Here is a 16,399-nt window from a genome sequence, read left to right on the forward strand (position 1 = left end):
GCAAAGCAAACCGCCTCGAATCAATTGATTCGAAGCGGTTTCGCATGTTTCTGCTGACATCCAAAGCGTCGCGCGCAGAGCGCTTTCGATTCACTTTTCCCAGGAGAGATTCAATGATCGCTAAGTACATATCGTCAATTCAACGATCAAATGCATCGTGGATGAGGCGGGCTATTGCGGTGACATTGGTAGTCGGATCGCAGGCTTTCGCACAGACCTGCGATCCCGACAAGTCTTACGATCATATTGTTAGTTCTTTTCACCAAACAGCTGTCCAACGCACCGATGGTTCTTGGGCCGGCTGGGGCGCTACGATGGGTTCTCTCGGGTCGACTGGAGCGACTGGAACGACCTACGATGGCCGTTCGGTGCCACGACCACTGGATATTAAAGCCGGCAGTACATGGGAGGCCGCAGGAGGCAACTGGCCGAGCGGCCAGGTAGGCTTAGTTGGCGAACCGCTACTGATCACAGTGGCTAGCGCCAACGCCACGGAACAAACCGTAGCACTGACAACGCAAGGTTTGTTTTCCTGGGGTTTCCCTCTTATTCTTAACTCATCAGTTAAAAGCGCCACCCGGGCTGCAGCCTTTGCCGTGGATGGCAAGGCGGATGGGTTGCCACCGGGCGTCAGCCCAACAGACGTGTCCCAACTTTTTGGCAGCTATCGCATGTTGGCTGTTGTCACCAAGCCAGCACATGGCGGACAGTTGTGGGTACTGGTCAACCACGCTGAGGCGGGCTTTACTAACTTTCGTGGCGACGGCACGACTGATACGGCCAGCAACAACAAATGGCATCGCGTCAAGATCGACTCCGTCACCGATTTAAGTAATGTAGTGGCTGTCCGAGGCCAAGTCGGCGGATTGTCAGGCAGCCCTACAACGTTGGGCGCAATGATGGCTCAGACAGCAGATGGCAAGCTTTATGCCTGGGGCAACAAGCCTTACTTCGGTAACGGCATCACAGCCACGCCCACGCCCTTTGCAACACTGATGACTCTGCCACAAGAGGGAGGGGCGGATATCACTCCGAAGATGATTGGTGTGACTGGCAATGCTGTCTCCAGCACGATGTTTGTGCTCTCTACCACGGGCACCTTGTATTCGGTAGGCGCCAATAATCAGCGTCAATTGGGTGCTAACCTGCCTGAAACTACACCCGAGGTGACTACCTGGCAGGTGGTTCATGGGTTTGGGGAGGCAGAAGCTACGTGGCGCGGCAAAGTAAAGTCTTTCAGCGTGCAGGAACACGATTCGGGCACCACTACCTCTAGTGGTGGCGCGGCGGGTGCTTTGATCACTGTCAACGACACGGTCTATACGTGGGGAAGTAACCATAACGGCATGATCGGCCGCGCGACAACCACGGGTGGGGTTAGTGTGGGCTCAAACACGGTCTTCCATTTGGGGCAACCGGTTACCACCGGGGGAGCGCTTCCCGCTCGGTTGGTCGAAGTTGGTGGACATACCATGGTCTATCTGCCTAAGGACAGCGCTCAGTTTTGCTATGTCGGTCACCAAGTGAATGGGAGTATGGGCGATGGCGTAATCGCAGGTGCGACCCAAAACGCCTTCAACTGCAGCCAGACTCCCGTGGTGAATATTTGCGGCGCAACGGGCTTTGACAATGGGGACGCTCCAAGCGTCTATGAAAACGGCGGCGGAAGCAACCAAGCCATGCACGCCTATACCAACAACATCCTGTTCCTAGGTGCTCTGCCGCCGCAGGCCAGTGATGATCTACCAAAAAATGTAGTAAGCGGGGCCGCCAATGTGGGGGCGAACGGCGATTTCATTGCCTCGCCACTAACGTTGGAGGAAGACGGGATAACCCAAGCCACTGGACCCATGGGCAATTTGACAGCCGTGACCATGGCCGGCGGTGATCTACCAGGTATTCTTACCACTCAGACGACCTACGCAATGCAGGTGGCATATACCAATCAGACCGGTACAACGGCCACAGTTCATGCCTGGGTAGATTGGAACGACAACGGGATTTTTGAAACCAGTGAATACGCTAGCACTCCAGCCGCTGCAGGTGGCAGTGGTGTGATTTCGCTCTCATGGCCCGCCGTCAGCGGCTTGACCGAGGGCTATCGCTACATTCGTCTGCGCATCACTACCAAGACCGGCTCCAGTCCGTACAATGAGTTGTTTCCAGCGGCTAATGTGACGATACGCAGCGGTGAGGATGCCCGGGCTCTGGGCTTTGCCGCCGATGGCGAAATCGAGGATCATCGTGTACGCGTGGTGAATTCAGCAGTCGTTGCCAATCCTGATAACGACACCACTGCAGTCGGCATACCAATTACCACCCCAGTTGCGACTAACGACACGCCTCTTGGAGGTGGAAGCATCGACCCATCCAGCGTAAAGCCCACGGGAACCCAGCCTCCGACCAACGGTACTGTCAGTTGTTCTGCTGGCGCGTGCACGTATACACCAAACCCGGGATTCACTGGCACCGATACCTATACCTACGAGGTGTGTCTGGCTGATCCTAACGCCACGGTGTGTAGCGAAACCACGGTCACTGTGACCGTCAATCCAGGCGTCCAGGCAAATCCAGATACGGCCATAACTTCAGTCGGGACATCCGTCTCAACGCCAGTTGTGACGAATGATATGCCCATCGGAGGTGGAAGCATTGACCCAGCCAGCGTAAAGCCTACGGGCACTCAGCCACCAGCTAACGGGACGGTCAGTTGCTCTGGAGGTGCGTGCACATATACGCCAAATCCGGGGTTCGCCGGAACCGACACCTATACTTACGAGGTTTGCTTGGCAGCACCCAATGCGACGGTTTGTAGTGAAACTACCGTCACGGTGAATGTTTCTCCTGGCATCCAGGCCAATCCTGATGCGGCCACCACTCCAGTCGGGACACCTGTCTCAACACCAGTTGTGACGAACGATATGCCTATCGGGGGTGGAAGCATCGACCCATCCAGCGTAAAACCCACGAGCACTCAGCCACCAGCTAACGGTGCTGTCAGTTGTTCTGCAGGCGCATGCACTTACACGCCAAACCCGGGGTTCACCGGCACCGATACCTACACCTACGAGGTGTGTCTGGCTGCTCCTAACGCCACGGTATGCGGAGAAACTTCGGTTACTGTGACGATCACTGCCGCCTCTCCGGGCATCCAGGCCAATCCTGATACTGCCACCACCCCAGTCGGGGCACCTGTCTCAACACCAGTCGTGGCAAACGATATGCCTATCGGGGGTGGAAGCATTGACCCAGGCAGCGTAAAGCCCACGAGCACCCAACCACCGGTGAACGGTGCTGTCAGTTGTTCTGCAGGCGCATGCACTTACACGCCAAACCCGGGGTTCACTGGCACCGATACCTACACCTACGAGGTGTGTCTGGCTGCTCCTAACGCCACGGTGTGTAAGGAAGCCATGGTCACAGTTTTTGTGGGTAAATCCTCGCCAATGCCAGTCCCTGTACTGAGTAATGCTCTGCTTGCTGCTCTGATGGCACTCATGGCTGTGCTGGGTGTGTGCTTTGCCCGAAGGCAGATAGATGACGAAGCGTAAGCTTCCAATCAATTCTGCGTAGTTTGAAACGGCCCGGGAAGCCGGGCCTTACATGCTTGGACTGAATCGCCCCGGCTTCGCTAGACACTTTTGAACCGTTGGGTGGAATATCGCAGTCGCCTGCAGATGGTGGACATCCGTGACCGAAGTTTGTGTCCTGTACACCAGAAAGCGAGGAGGAAAAGAAGCTCCCGTGCATTGCCTCAATTTCAAAGGCCGCGCGATCGGCGACTCTAGAGCAGTAGTGAGCCCCCCCGAAATAGCTCGATCAAATACAGGCTGAAATCGGGCCACTTGAATGTACTTTTTTTGCCTTTCTGGTAACGCAAAAAAGTTCCGCCGCCAACATTCAGGGCGGCTCGAAGATCGAATTTTTTTCGATTCAGTGAAGATCGAGCACATCAACCATGCATGCACGACCTTGCTCCCCCAGCAGCGCCGCGTCGGCGTTGGCCAGGTCACACAGCGCGCTCACTTCGGCGTCTCGCCGCCTAAGATCCGCGCGGAGTTCTGCGACCACCTCGAGGCCTTCGAATCGATCCGCGAGATCGCGGCGGAGCTGGGCGTCGGCTTGGGTTTTCGGGAAAAATTGCTCATCCCGACAAACATCGCAGGCCTGCAGAGACTCGCAATACACACTTAAAACCTGTGCATCGACTTCAAGAAATCGAGCACAGAGATAGTTACTGATACGGAGTATTCACACCGACATCAAGCGCGAAAACGACGACGCCACCCCAGTAGACCAACAACGCATGTGAGGGCCATCAACGACACAACCGACAAGCTAGGAACAGGTTGCGCCGTCCCGGAAGGACCAGTCACTTTGAAACTCAATCGCACCATACCAGCTTGGCCGACTGCACCAGCAGCGCCACCACCTCCGGCGCTTACTTGAGGGCCACCCGCTACGCCACCATTAGAACCTTGGCCGGCACCGCCCGATTCTCCCCCAACACATGCCGACAGATTATCGATCTGAGTCCCGGCGCTGCCTAAGTCGCCTGGCAAGCCTGGCAAACCAATCTTCCCGGGTGTCCCTCCATAGGGGGAACGAGCATTCCCAGGTTCGCCTGCTTCGCCTGGATCACCCCCTTCTGCGGCACGCCCGCCAAAGCCGCCCCAAGCTCTTTGCCCCCCCATCCCTGGAGTCACACCGCTCCCTCCCGGACCTCCTGAACCACCAACGCCCCCCTCACCGCCGCCACCTCCGTTGCCACCATCGCCACCGGTTCGATAGATGAAGTCCGGAGGACTCTCAGTCCCCATAGGACCGCCTTTGCCGCCTACGCCTCCATTACCACCAACGCCGCCTACGCCACCCGCACCACCGGCGCCGCCAGTGATGCCGCTTCCGCCTCCACCACCATTGCCGCCTATGCCGCCATCTCCCCCATAAGCTCCATCGCCACCCTTCCCTCCACGCGATGGGTTATTGGGATCGTTGGTAGCGGGTGCACCCACTTGCCCAACGGCACCCGGTTGTCCGGGATTGCCATCGACACCCTTCCCTCCGGTTCCGCCGACTCCACCTTGAACTGACCCAGCGCCTCCGCCAGGACCTCCAGCACCACCAAAACTCGCATTGCCTCCGCCGCCCCCGCCATTGGCCGTCATACCGGATACACCATCTCCAGTCACGGATGAAATCCCCCCACCTCGGGATAGACCACCAGCTTCACCTGTTTGGACATTCAGGATCGTCCCAGCTGCAACTGCAAATGTGTTCTTGCAATAGCTACCACCACCTCCGCCGCCACCACTGAAGGCTTCGGCATTGGCGCCGCCTCCGCCGCCGCCTCCCCAAACCTCAATGACGATGCTGCTCACTCCGACTGGCACAGTACAACTACCCGTCGCATTCACACCGTTCGTGCAATCTGCCGCGAATGCATGACTTGCCATCGTTACCGACAACAGCGAAATGGCCTTAGCGCAAACTGAAACTTTCATGATCTATGCCTTAAGGAAGAAATTTGATACATATCAATCAAAAGATGACATTTTGGCTGTTTTCAGACAATTCATGTGCACAAATTCATCTTTCGATTTTTTGAGCGCTTACCGTGTCACTGATTGATGAGCCGGGCGGCCACTCGTCTCGGATTCAAGTTTGGTTCAGTGGCGCCAGCATCCGGCCGGCTCTGTTTGGTCAACGCGTCGTAGCTGCGCTGGCAGGTGAGTCCTGCGGCGTGGGCCGCGTCAGCGAATTCCGCCAACTCTGCCGCTCGCGCGTCAGCCCGGCTGAGCAGGTCGGCGAGCAGATCGAGGGCGTCGGCGGCTGGCGGGCCTGTAGCGGCAGAGCCGGGATTGCTGGCGGCTCGGGCGGCGGCGCGATAACGGGCGAGTTCGTCGCGCAGGCGGTGAGAAGCAGCGCGAGCAGTGCCGGCGTCGCGGCGCGCAGCATCAATGTGGGCTTTGCCATCGGAAGCCTCCTTTCTCCTTTTCGATTCGGGTGCGCCACGCTGTTTCAGTGGCACGGAATGCGCGTACAGCGGCGTCTGTCTTGTTCGCAATGCCGCGCAGGATCTCCGCGTTCGAGACGCGAATACGCGATATCTCCACATCCTTGCGCCAGCCGTTGACGACCCAGCCGGCGGCCAGCCCCGTGGCGAAGATGGCCAGGGCGACCAATACCTTGAGGTTCGTGGTCATGTCGGCCACTCCGGAAGATCGACGGTCTGCCCGCCAATGCGTGAGTGCAGTCGGTCAGGATCTGAATTCGCCCGTCTGTCACGAATGAATGGCACACAGCCAGCGGAGCGCCATCGCGGCCTGAGTCCTTGCCCTCGTAGGTGACAAGCACCGAGGGCGTGAATGTCGGCTTTGCGAGTGATCCATTCCATTCCCAGTTAGGGCCGAAGTCACTGCCGTGTTGAACGGCGTGGCTGGTATTACAGCCAGGGCAATGAAAGCGCAGCAGACCACAGGTTTCATAGCCCCGCCTCGCAGATCTCGCCGTTCGCGTCAACCTGCTTGACGGTATCGGTGAACTGATCCTTGACCTCTCCTGTTACTCGGCGGCCTTGTCCGCTGTGTCCTTCGCGCCCATCAGCTCGTTGCGTTCCTTGAGCTGCTTGATCTGCTCCTGCAGCCCTTCGATCATGGCTTGATTGATCTTGCCTCTGTAGTCCCGGACACTGTCCATTCGCTACATTAGCCCTCGTGGGCGGGGTGATTCTGCCGTCTTCGGAATTCCCTGGGCGACATCATCTTCAAACTCGAGTGTGGATGGATTTCGTTGAAGTGCTCGAACGCGTCTGGCAACTGCGCCAGCACCGTCGGTGCGTCGCACAGGTCCATGCGGCTCATGTAGTCGCGCTTGAAGGTGTTCACGAAGCTCTCGGCCATGCCATTGCTCTGCGGACTGCAAACCGGCGTGTTGATTGGCTTCAGGCCCAACGATCTGGCAATGCCGCGTGTCTCATGTGCGATATAGGCGGTGCCATTGTCGGTGAGGAACTCCAGTTCGCACGTCTGGGGGATGGCCTCAACCGTGCCAAAGCGCCGCTCCACTGCTTCCTCCAGCATATCGCGCACCGGTTCACCTGACAGCCCTTTGCCCTCCCAGGCCCGCCACGCCAGTATCTCCCGATCGCAGCAGTCCTTGGCGAAGGTGGCGGTGACCGTCTCTCCCGAATCGCACTTGATCTCGAAACCATCGGAGCACCAGCGCACATTGCTCATCGGTACGCTGACTTGGCCATCGTGAACGCGGCTCGAATGCCGACGCTTGGGTGCTTTGGGCAGCAGCAGTTGATGCCGCGCCATGATGCGGTAGATGCGCTTGTGGTTGAACATGCTCAGACCTTGCGAGCGCCTTTCTCGATTGAGCAGCGCACCAGCCCTGCGATAACCATAGCTGGGCAGATCGGCGATGTGACGTCGTATGTCGGCCAGCAATGCCTCATCCTGGGCATGCGTGCGGCCACAGCGTCCATTTCTGTAGTCACCGCTGCGGTGATGCCACACATGCAGATTCGAGCGCGCCACACCCAGCACCGAGCAGACCGATTTCATTGCTCGTCCCCGGGCAACAAGGGTGAGCGCGCAATCCACTTTTTTGAGGCAGCGATCTCCACAGCTTCCTTGAGGATCTCATTCTCCAAGGTCTTCTTGCCCAACATGTATTGACCCAGTGAATTCCTGCACAGGTGTTAACGTTGAAGGAAACGACGATGAGCACCCTGATGGAAGACGACATCAAACGCTGGACGGCCAAGCGCAAGACGACCCTGGTTCTGGACATCATTCAAGGAAAGACCACAGTCTCGGAAGCCAGCCGGGCCTACGACCTCAATCCTTCCGAGGTTGAACAGTGGGTCGATGAAGGCAAACGCGGTATGGAGAACGCGCTGCGTAGCAAGCCCCTTGAAATCAAAGAGCAGTACGAGCGCCAGCTCAGTGATCTACAGCAGGCCTACGGTGAGGCCATGTTGGAGTTGCGCGCCAGAAAAAAGCTGGCATCCCTGCTGGGCAACGAGGACGAGAAATGATCCTCAGCCTTCAGCAGGGATTGGCCGAAGACGGTGTGCTGGTCAGCTTGGTCAAGCTATGCCAGTGGTTCAAGATCCCCAGGCGCACGGTGTACTACCGCAGCGCCAAATCGGCCCCCAAGGTGCAGGAGCATCTGGTTCACCACATCAAGGCCCTGATTGAGGAGAACCCCTCGTTTGGCTACCGCACGGTGGCCCACCTGCTTGGGTTCGAAAGAACACCGTGCAGCGCATCTTCCAGATCAAAGGCTGGCAGGTGCGCAAGCGGCCAGTGGGCTTCAGACCTCGCATCCAGGCCTTTCCCTCGGTGGCCAAGGCGCCCGATGAACGTTGGGCCACTGACCTGTGCCGTGTGTGGACGGGGCGCGATGGCTGGGCCTCATTGGCCCTGGTGATCGACTGCTATAGCCGCGAGTTGCTGGGCTGGCACCTGTCGCGCAGCGGGAAATCGAAGACGGCCGAGTCAGCGCTGGAACAAGCCCTGATTGCACGCTACGGCTGTCTGGGCAAGGTCAAGCATCCGTTCTTGCTGAGGTCGGACAACGGCCTGGTGTTCACCAGCCGCAGCTACACGGCCCTGGTCAAGCGCTACGGCCTGCAGCAGGAGTTCATCACTCCGTACAGCCCTGAACAGAACGGCATGGTCGAGCGCGTGATCCGCACGCTCAAGGACCAGTGTGTGCACCGCCATCGGTTTGAAACCCTGCAGCACGCCAGCCGCTTGATCGCGGACTGGATCGGCTGGTACAACCACCGGCGCCCTCACCAGGCGCTGGGCATGAAGACCCCTGCTGAGACTTATGCTTTAGCAGCCTGACCTGTGCAGAAACCGCTGGGTCAATACAAACACGCGTTGCAGCTTGGCAATCTCGGCGCGGGCTGCGGCCAGCTCCGACGCCGGCACAACCGCTTCTCCTGCGCTCACTGCAACCAACGCGCCTTCGCGATCCAGACGGCGCCAAGTGAACAGCAGGCTTGCCGACACGCCCTCCTGACGAGCCACGAGCGATACGTTCATGCCTGGTTCATACGTCTTGCGAACCAAGGCCGCCTTCTCTGCTGCCGACCCGCGTCGTCTGCGCTGATCTCGGGTAATGACTTCAATCATCTCTGTATGCCTAGGGCGTGTTAACACAAACCACGAAGCCCGTCGGCTACCAGCACGAAGCTGATGAAGCCGAGGAACATCGCGTCGAGCTTCTCGAAGCGCGAGAAGATGCGGCGGTAACCTTTGAGCCGTCGGAACAACCGCTCGACTTCGTTGCGCCGCTTGTACATCTCACGGTCATACTCCCACGGGTCCAGGCGCTTCCTGGTTGGCGGCACAACCGGAATGAAGCCCAGGTCAAGCGCCAGTTGCCTCGTCTGTTTGCCCTCGTAGGCTCGATCCATGAGCAGGTGCACCGGCCGACTTGTTGGGCCGAGAGTCTGGAGCAACCGCCTTCCTTCGGCTGCGTCATGCGCCTGTCCGGGCGACAAGCAAAACGTCACGGCCGTTCGAGCATCCGCGGCAACCAGATGAACCTTGGTGTTCCATCCGCCTCGGGACTTTCCAATGGCTTGCGGTCCGTTTTTTTAAAGCGCCGGTTCCATCGGGATGCACCTTGATGCTGGTGCTGTCCAGCGACACAGCCTCGATGCGGATGCGCACCACCTGCTCGCGCTGGAGTTCCTCGAACATCTTGTCCAGCACTCCCGCCTTGGCCCATCGGCGCATACGGGTGTAGACCGTGTGCCAGTTTCCGAACCGCTTTGGCAGGCCGCGCCACTTGCAACCATGCTCGGCCACGTACAGCACGGCGTTGATGACTTGCAAGTTAGTCATGCTGACATTGCCGCGCTGCCTCGGAAGACAGTGCTCGATGAGTGCGAATTGCTCGGCGGTGATCTCCATGCCTAGCAGTGTCAATCACAATTTCAGCCATCGCAATTAGTGTTAACAGGCCCTAGTCATATTCACAGTCCTATGCCTATCCTGAAGATACGCGATAGACCGTGTCCGGAGATTCAGGGGGCTATCTCACATTTGCAGGCATGGCTGCAGCTCTTCAGCAGTGTCCCGCTGCGACCTGGCAAGGTTGAAAGGGTGAGGCAAACAGGGTTGCCAAGAACAGCAAAGCCCAGCGTGAAAGCGCTGACAGGCCGGAAAGATACGGTCGGAGCCTTTCTCATGAGGGGCAAACCCAGAGCGCCACGGGCAGGCGCTGTAGGTTTCAAACAGGAGACAGTTGATACTGATGAAATCCGTTCAATCCTGCAGCACCTTTACCGAATTGCCAACACCAACTGTGATGAGTTGACCTTCGCGAAGGCAAATCAAGTTCATGTTGTAGCCTGCTTGGGTCAGTTGATTGCCAATGTTTTCCAGTTCCTTTTTAAGGACATCCACCCTGACACAGTTGTTTTTCACGTCCGGACCAACCGAAGTAATACGAATCTCTTCTCGTTTAGTGAACGGAAGCATGAACCGCTGAGCAATGTCGTTGCTAACAGCTTGTAGTTCTGCATCGCTGTACGTGACGTAGACGGTTTTCAGGCGTGCTTGTGTCGCGTAGTCCTTGTCGATGGGCATCGGGCGCGTGAGTGCAACTACTTGATATGCCTTGTCATTGGAATCGTAGTCAAGCCATGTACCTGCGTAGGCCGAACCCAACGAGGCCTGGACACGCTCCCAGTGTGTCGACATAGCGTGAGTGACTGCATCAAGTTCAGGCGTCATGAAACGATCTAGACATGGATCAGCTGGATTGCGGGTAGGGAAGCGGCAATTTGCTGCAGAGTTGTCTAGCGGGGCTGTCGGCGCATTCTGGGCATGGACGTGGAAGGAAACCACTACCGCCAGAATCATTAAATTTTGGGTCCATCGCATCCTGCTACTCCAGAAAAACTACCTGCCTCAAACTACGGTCCGTTGGAAATCTACACAGGGTTGCAGCCGTGCACAAGAGCGGCAAATCCCAGCGCGAAAGCCCTACCCATGCAGGTCAAACTGAAGTTCTTTGCTTAAGCACTCCATGTTTTGGAAAAGCAGCGCCAAGCATGTTGAGAACAAAAAAAAGTTTTCGATTCACGCTATCTACTGATTTTACGCGTGCTATAAATATTCCTAAATACAGTTTGCACCGCGCCGATTCAGTTTGCCCCCCCTCTATGCCAGCATAACCCTGTTGGCTTAAATCGGCAGTCTTCAAGACAGCGGTTTTTTTCACCCAGCTCGCCATCCGTGCGAGCTTTTTTTTGCCTGCACGCAAGCGTGCCTCCAACGTTCCACAGAGGTACTCAATGACTCCATTCGAGGCATCGTCGCGGCGTGTCCGTCGCAATACTGAGCGCACATCTGGAGGCGGGTATGAACGCCCTCCTCATCTTCTACAACTTGGTTTGCATGCGCCGCAAGGAAGGCCTTCTGCTTTCTGCTCGTTGGGCCGAAGGCCTGCTCTGGCGCAATCACATCCAGCACCTGCCGTTCACACATCGAGCACCGCACCGAGGTCGAGCGCGCTGCCCGCCAACGTCTTTGAAGAGCATCATGTCCAAAAACCCATGTTCACCCGCCATCCGGATGGCGAGCAATATATCCTCACTCTGTCCAGCATCGTGCTGATTTGTGGAAGTGCGCAATGTCACGGGTCTGGACTACACGCCGCTTCTGACGCATGTCACGGTCACAAAAAACCCGCCAATAACGCCCAAGGAGATTGCCGAACACCTGAGCAACGGTGTCACCTCCGAGATGGTGAACAGTGCTCTCGAGCAACTGGGTTTCCAAGTAAAGAAGCATCGGGAAACGCCTAAGGGCCAGCCGCGTAGTAAATGGATTCTGACCGAGGCGAGCAAAGTGTTCGGTGCCATGGCTCCCAATCAGGCGGAAAAGCAGCAACACACAGGCCACCGCGTAGGTTGGTACGTCAAGGTTATCGAGCTGATTCAGCCAATGGTAGAGGTAGCAATCGCCCAGCGTGCCGCCGCAAAGGCTGCTAAACGCCCCAAGAAGGTAGCAACACCCATTGCAGAGCCCCAGGGAGCACTGCTGTGAGCCAGTGGCATGAATCATTGGTGCACACCACTTACTGTTTTCCACCAGATCGCGGCAAAGTGGCCCCCCCCACAAAAGGCGAAGCCCTGAAGCAGGTGAGCGCGCTTCAGGGCTTCTAGATCAAAACCAAGTGCAATTAAGGAGTCGATCCATGGTCGAGGTTATCATACGCTCACCAAAGGGCAAAACGCATGCCCCAAAGGCCGTACCGGCGACACAACAGCCTCAGGCACCTGAGGCCGAGCCAATCAGCCCTAAACAGCCCGACTGGTTCGCGCTCTCGCTGCCTCACATCCGCAAGCTGAGCGACCTGCTTTTCAACCTGGTGGACAGGAGCGAGCATGACGCTCCTGAACTGATTCAGGGGCTGGTGGTAGAGGCAACGGACATAACCACTGGGCTGTGGAGCGTGATGCCAGAAGGCGAGGATGTTCGCAGTTCGGTATGGCGGGACCTGAACACGGTTGTGCTGATGCTGCGCGCGGCCATGCGCATCACTGAGCACAAGCCACCAAGCGCAGTGCCGGCAATCCATGTGCGCATCCTTCCTGAGGCGATCGACTTCGCCAACAGCATCGTGGATGCGTCCATGATGTCCCGAACCTTCAGCGCATGCACGTTCTCAATGACTGTGTCTCGAGGGGATGAAGCCATTCCGTGACCGCCCGCAGCCGCCTATTCGTCGTGTAGAGCAGTCTGATGTCCACGAATTCACCATTAGGAGCAATCATCCTGGCGCACTGGTCCTCAACTTTCCCGACGAACTCAAAGACTTCCTTCGCCATCAGGCGGATCTCATCGCCTGCCTGAGATTCTGGCTTCAACAGGGACTGCCACATGTCGATGAGTCTTTCATTGACGACTACGTTGACCACCTCAACAACCAACAGAAATGAATTTTCTGAAAAATATCAGATAACAAGGCCTTGCGCGCAATTAGATCGCTTGAAACCAATCGATAGTTCCATTGATTTTTTCAAAAAAAATTCTTATGATTTAAATCTTCAAACACCAAGCACTTGAAATATTAAAGTGGTAGCACCAAATATTAGGGGTGTACTCTATATCCCTGATGGAATTGATGCCAACTGATTCCGACTGGATACAGGCAGACCGAGCTTATCAAGCTCATCACTTTGCTTGCCACCAATGTATTGCAGTTGGACTTAGGCCAGGAGTGGAAGGGCGCTGCCCTCTAGGGCTCCATCTTTGGCATCTGTATTTACACGCAGGTGAAGCGCCCTACTCTCAGGGCCGGAGCAGCGCTCTATGAGATCGGGCCGGCTCGGGGCCGCCGAATTCAGGGCTGACTTGATAATAACCTACGGGCGACTCGGTTTGGTCAACGCGTCGTAGCCCCACTCGCAGTGAGACCGGCGGCGCGGGCCGCGTCAGCGAACTCCGCCAGCTCTGCTGCTTGCGCGTCAGCCCGGCTGAGCAGATCGAGGGCATCGGCAGCTGCCGGGCCTGAAGTGGCTGAATCGCCTTACATGATCCGCCCAAGAAGAACAAGCTTTTGCGTGATGAAAGGTTGAAGGGGTTTGCTGCCTCATATCCGGGCTATTGGTGCAGCGTTTGCTGCTGCCCATGATAGCTATACGACTGGGGTTTCTATCCCGGGGATGTACTCAAGGTACTGGCGATTCATCGGAATTTCCCAACCTGGTTTGACCGTCATTCCATCACCACGCTTTTTGCAGGTTCTCCTTCAAAACGGTTTGTTCGGTAAGCGAATGTCGTAGTCACGGATCAGGTGGCCACAATCTCAAGCGGGTTCCAGCGACCTCGGTCGAAGGCCACCCCTTTGGCCAAGACTGCCCAAGCAGTTCGTGCCATCTTGTTGGCCAATGCCACGACAACGACGTTTTAATGCCTGCGCTGCAGCAGACGTTCAATCCAGTCAGATTTCCCTAGGGAAGCCGGGGCGATTCAATTTCGCGCTTGCGAGTTTATAGGTCGATTGGCTCAGACCAAGACTGATTTTTCTTCATGCGTACATGACTCCAGAGTCGAGGAGATAGTGACTGTCTTTAGGGAAAGTTTTACAACCCTTCCCAAATCAGTCTAACCAGCAATTCAGGAGCCTGCAGTATTTTTATAAAAACAAAAATTTTTTTATCTAAACAAAAACAAAAAAATCAGTAGTAAGCAAAGATACATCTAGTGATGCGGATCAACAACCCCTCTGGCACTCGAGCGCCATTTGACTCAATCAACCCATCATAGAAGCAATAAAAAAGTATAGGCAATTTATAATTTCAATTATTCAATAACAATTCAATGAAATTAATCCTCTAGCAGATCAGAGACCACATATCACGTCATGACATGAACAAAATTCAAAAAAACGGCAAAATTAAAATAAGCAAAACATTCAAACCAAAACACATAAAAAGCAATGATACACTTTCAATATCAAAAATTAGCAATTCAATAGAACAACTAGATGATTTAATTCAGGCTCTTCTTGAAATTTTGCCTCAGATTGAGCCTTGGCAGCTCGATTTAAGAATGCAACTCAATAAGGCCAGGAATGATATTAAAGCTCTCCGCTCGATGATTTTTTCGCAAGAGAAAAAAGAGCAATTCAATGAGCTTTCAAATTTGCTGAACGAGAATTTATTTCTATCTTCCAGTCAGATTGAAAGGAGCTACATTGACAATACAACCAAGAGTGCAATGAGATTAGCCAGAGCACTTGCTGCAAATATTTTTCACATAAAATATTAGCCTATTCTATCTATAACTAACCTCAACCCTATTGGTCAAATATCGGCGAAAACAGCACTCTCGGCGTTACGCGTACGCGGTGGCCGCCTTTTCTTCGCATCTGCCCCACCCACTCGTTCTCGACCGGCAGGTCTTCGGACAGCTCCAGGCGCAGCTCGGCGATCAGGAAGCTCAATACGGTCGTCAACTCCAGCAGTGCGAAGTTCCGCCCGCCGCAGACTCTCGCGCCCCAGGTGAAGCTGGAGTGGATGCCGGTTCCCATGCCCACCCCCTCGCGCGCTGCGGCATCGATGTCCGGAATCCAGAAATCCGGCCGCGCCATCGCCTTGCGGTTCACTCCGATGAGGGACACGATCACCACGTCCCCGGCGTGCACGTCGATGTCCGACAGGCGGTCGTCCGCCCTCGCCACGCGCGTCACGAACGGCAGCGGCGAATGCAGGCGCAGCAGTTCGGAGACGAAGGCCTTCAGGTCCTGATCGGCAAGGATCGCTTTGCAACGCTCGGGGCCATCCGGCAGGGATGCATGGATGGCGCGCTGCCCCGCATGCAGGCGCTCCTGCAGTTCGGGGTAGGTTGCCAGCAGGTGCAGCGCCCACCCGGTGGAGTTCGATGCGGTGTCGGCCCCGGCAACGAAAAGCGTCGTCATTTCCTTTTCAAAACGGAAGTCATAGCCCGGCACGGCCTCCGCCGCCAGCATCCTGCGCATCATGGCGCTGTCGTACTCACCTGCGTCGCGCAGGCATTGCATGCCGCCGAACACCTGCCGGCGCGATTCGAGAATCTGCCGGATATGTTCCTTGGTGTGCGCGTCCTGGCCCTGCCCGCGATGGATGCAGGTGTACCTGGACGCGAGCTCGATCAGCCGCGATGGGCCGTCATGTGCCATGGGTATCCTGTCGAGCTCCACGTCAAGGAACATCTCCGTGAAGATGGACAGGATGCTGTGATGGATCGCGTCCTCGTCCAGCAGCGGCGCCTTGGTGTTGGCCGCAAGCAGGCCGGCCATCCGCCGCGCCTGCCTGGCGCTGATGGCGTAGCCGCGGTCATGGTCGTACCGGCTGAAGGACGGCTGCGACAGCCCCGCGCGGAAACGCCACTGGTCGCCATCCTCGGTCAGCCGCGACTGCCCGCCCACCTGGGCAAACCATTGCAGATTCTTGGGATAGTTGGCCAGGCGCTTGCGCAGCACGGCATCGGCGTCATCCAGGTCCTGCACCACCACCACACGGCCGCCGTCATGCATGACCTCGGCATTCCGGCCCGGCGCCTCACGCGCGAGCTCGTACATGCGATTCCAGAAATCATTGGAAAACTGCTGGCTCATCGGCGGCCCCTGCTCCCGTCTTTCCATCGATCACAGCAGCCTTGCCAGGTCGCCCACTGTCTTGAGCTCGAACATGCGCATGGGGTCGATGGCTTTTCCCGTCTCGGTCTCGATGGCGACGATGATCATCTCGAATGACAGGCTGTCGATGTTCTTCAGCTGCGCTATCTCGTCATGCGCTTGGATGCTGTCCTGCGGGATCAGCAGCGTCTCCGCAATCAGGCGGCGGGTGATTTCCAGGCTATCTTGGCTCATAGGT

General features: G+C 56.6%; 15 protein-coding genes and 4 pseudogenes. 8 read left to right on the forward strand and 11 right to left on the reverse strand.

From position 1 onward, the window contains the following. Nucleotides 1–113: 113 nt before the first annotated feature. Together H9K76_RS13900 and H9K76_RS13905 are read left to right on the forward strand one after the other, a co-directional pair. Entirely contained in the window at nt 114–3,551 is a 3,438-nt protein-coding gene (locus H9K76_RS13900; protein ID WP_187595992.1) for an Ig-like domain-containing protein, read from the forward strand. Between the two features lie 385 nt (nt 3,552–3,936). Beyond that, complete coding sequence (locus H9K76_RS13905) at nt 3,937–4,194, forward strand: hypothetical protein (protein WP_187595993.1); 258 nt, start codon at nt 3,937–3,939, stop codon at nt 4,192–4,194. 1,426 nt (nt 4,195–5,620) lie between these two features. Here H9K76_RS13905 and H9K76_RS13910 read toward each other — a convergent pair. From H9K76_RS13910 to H9K76_RS13915, 4 genes and pseudogenes are all read right to left on the reverse strand, one after another. Further along, nucleotides 5,621–6,031, reverse strand: a complete 411-nt coding sequence (locus H9K76_RS13910) for a DUF2514 family protein (protein ID WP_246475015.1) — start codon at nt 6,029–6,031, stop codon at nt 5,621–5,623. Beyond that, nucleotides 5,958–6,206 (reverse strand): hypothetical protein, encoded by a 249-nt coding sequence (locus H9K76_RS23470; RefSeq protein ID WP_246475016.1) that lies wholly within the window; start codon nt 6,204–6,206, stop codon nt 5,958–5,960. The genes H9K76_RS13910 and H9K76_RS23470 overlap by 74 nt, the downstream gene beginning before the upstream one ends. A 118-nt stretch (nt 6,207–6,324) precedes the next feature. Next, nucleotides 6,325–6,522: pseudogene (locus tag H9K76_RS23695) on the reverse strand (ubiquitination-like system serine protease family protein); the annotation flags it as partial. A gap of 185 nt (nt 6,523–6,707) precedes the next feature. After that, nucleotides 6,708–7,684: pseudogene (locus tag H9K76_RS13915) on the reverse strand (IS3 family transposase); the annotation flags it as partial. A 45-nt stretch (nt 7,685–7,729) separates the two neighbouring features. Between H9K76_RS13915 and H9K76_RS13920 the strand changes: the two are divergent. Both H9K76_RS13920 and H9K76_RS13925 read left to right on the forward strand, forming a co-directional pair. After that, a complete protein-coding gene (locus H9K76_RS13920) occupies nt 7,730–8,047 on the forward strand; it encodes a DUF1153 domain-containing protein (RefSeq protein WP_187595995.1) in 318 nt (105 codons plus the stop codon). A 223-nt stretch (nt 8,048–8,270) separates the two neighbouring features. Continuing rightward, a complete protein-coding gene (locus H9K76_RS13925; RefSeq protein WP_246475017.1) occupies nt 8,271–8,864 on the forward strand; it encodes an IS3 family transposase in 594 nt (197 codons plus the stop codon). Nucleotides 8,865–8,894: 30 nt separating this feature from the next. Here H9K76_RS13925 and H9K76_RS13930 read toward each other — a convergent pair. The 4 genes and pseudogenes from H9K76_RS13930 to H9K76_RS13945 all read right to left on the reverse strand — a co-directional run. After that, nucleotides 8,895–9,155 (reverse strand): annotated as a pseudogene (locus H9K76_RS13930) (transposase); the annotation flags it as partial. Between the two features lie 20 nt (nt 9,156–9,175). After that, nucleotides 9,176–9,941 (reverse strand): IS5 family transposase gene (locus tag H9K76_RS13935; protein WP_246475019.1). Its coding sequence is split into 2 segments (ribosomal slippage): nt 9,176–9,623 and nt 9,622–9,941, totalling 768 coding nucleotides; the frame shifts between segments, so codons are not numbered across the junction. 354 nt (nt 9,942–10,295) lie between these two features. Continuing rightward, entirely contained in the window at nt 10,296–10,916 is a 621-nt protein-coding gene (locus H9K76_RS13940) for a hypothetical protein (RefSeq protein WP_187595996.1), read from the reverse strand. Nucleotides 10,917–11,031: 115 nt separating this feature from the next. Then, nucleotides 11,032–11,298: a hypothetical protein gene (locus H9K76_RS13945; protein WP_187595997.1), complete on the reverse strand. Its 267-nt coding sequence runs from the start codon at nt 11,296–11,298 to the stop codon at nt 11,032–11,034. 356 nt (nt 11,299–11,654) lie between these two features. On the opposite strand from H9K76_RS13945, the gene H9K76_RS13950 reads away from it, so the two are divergent. The 3 genes from H9K76_RS13950 to H9K76_RS13960 all read left to right on the forward strand — a co-directional run bounded on the left by H9K76_RS13950 (nt 11,655) and on the right by H9K76_RS13960 (nt 12,979). After that, nucleotides 11,655–12,083 (forward strand): hypothetical protein, encoded by a 429-nt coding sequence (locus tag H9K76_RS13950; RefSeq protein WP_187595998.1) that lies wholly within the window; start codon nt 11,655–11,657, stop codon nt 12,081–12,083. A gap of 151 nt (nt 12,084–12,234) precedes the next feature. Then, complete coding sequence (locus tag H9K76_RS13955) at nt 12,235–12,744, forward strand: hypothetical protein (protein WP_187595999.1); 510 nt, start codon at nt 12,235–12,237, stop codon at nt 12,742–12,744. After that, nucleotides 12,728–12,979 carry a hypothetical protein gene (locus H9K76_RS13960; RefSeq protein ID WP_187596000.1) on the forward strand — a complete coding sequence of 84 codons (252 nt, stop codon included), beginning with the start codon at nt 12,728–12,730 and terminating at the stop codon, nt 12,977–12,979. Before H9K76_RS13955 ends, H9K76_RS13960 begins: the two co-directional genes overlap by 17 nt. Nucleotides 12,980–13,832: 853 nt before the next feature. Here the strand turns inward: H9K76_RS13960 and H9K76_RS13965 are convergent. Continuing rightward, nucleotides 13,833–13,991 (reverse strand): annotated as a pseudogene (locus H9K76_RS13965) (IS110 family transposase); the annotation flags it as partial. Between the two features lie 420 nt (nt 13,992–14,411). Here H9K76_RS13965 and H9K76_RS13970 point away from each other — a divergent pair. Continuing rightward, nucleotides 14,412–14,813 carry a hypothetical protein gene (locus H9K76_RS13970; RefSeq protein ID WP_187596001.1) on the forward strand — a complete coding sequence of 134 codons (402 nt, stop codon included), beginning with the start codon at nt 14,412–14,414 and terminating at the stop codon, nt 14,811–14,813. 28 nt (nt 14,814–14,841) lie between these two features. Here H9K76_RS13970 and H9K76_RS13975 read toward each other — a convergent pair whose 3' ends face one another. Both H9K76_RS13975 and H9K76_RS13980 read right to left on the reverse strand, forming a co-directional pair. Further along, entirely contained in the window at nt 14,842–16,140 is a 1,299-nt protein-coding gene (locus H9K76_RS13975; protein ID WP_187596002.1) for a cytochrome P450, read from the reverse strand. A 30-nt stretch (nt 16,141–16,170) separates the two neighbouring features. Beyond that, nucleotides 16,171–16,395: an acyl carrier protein gene (locus tag H9K76_RS13980; protein WP_187596003.1), complete on the reverse strand. Its 225-nt coding sequence runs from the start codon at nt 16,393–16,395 to the stop codon at nt 16,171–16,173. Nucleotides 16,396–16,399 lie beyond the last annotated feature (4 nt).

The organism is Diaphorobacter ruginosibacter (assembly GCF_014395975.1).
GTDB classification, from domain to species: Bacteria; Pseudomonadota; Gammaproteobacteria; order Burkholderiales; family Burkholderiaceae_C; genus Diaphorobacter_A; species Diaphorobacter_A ruginosibacter.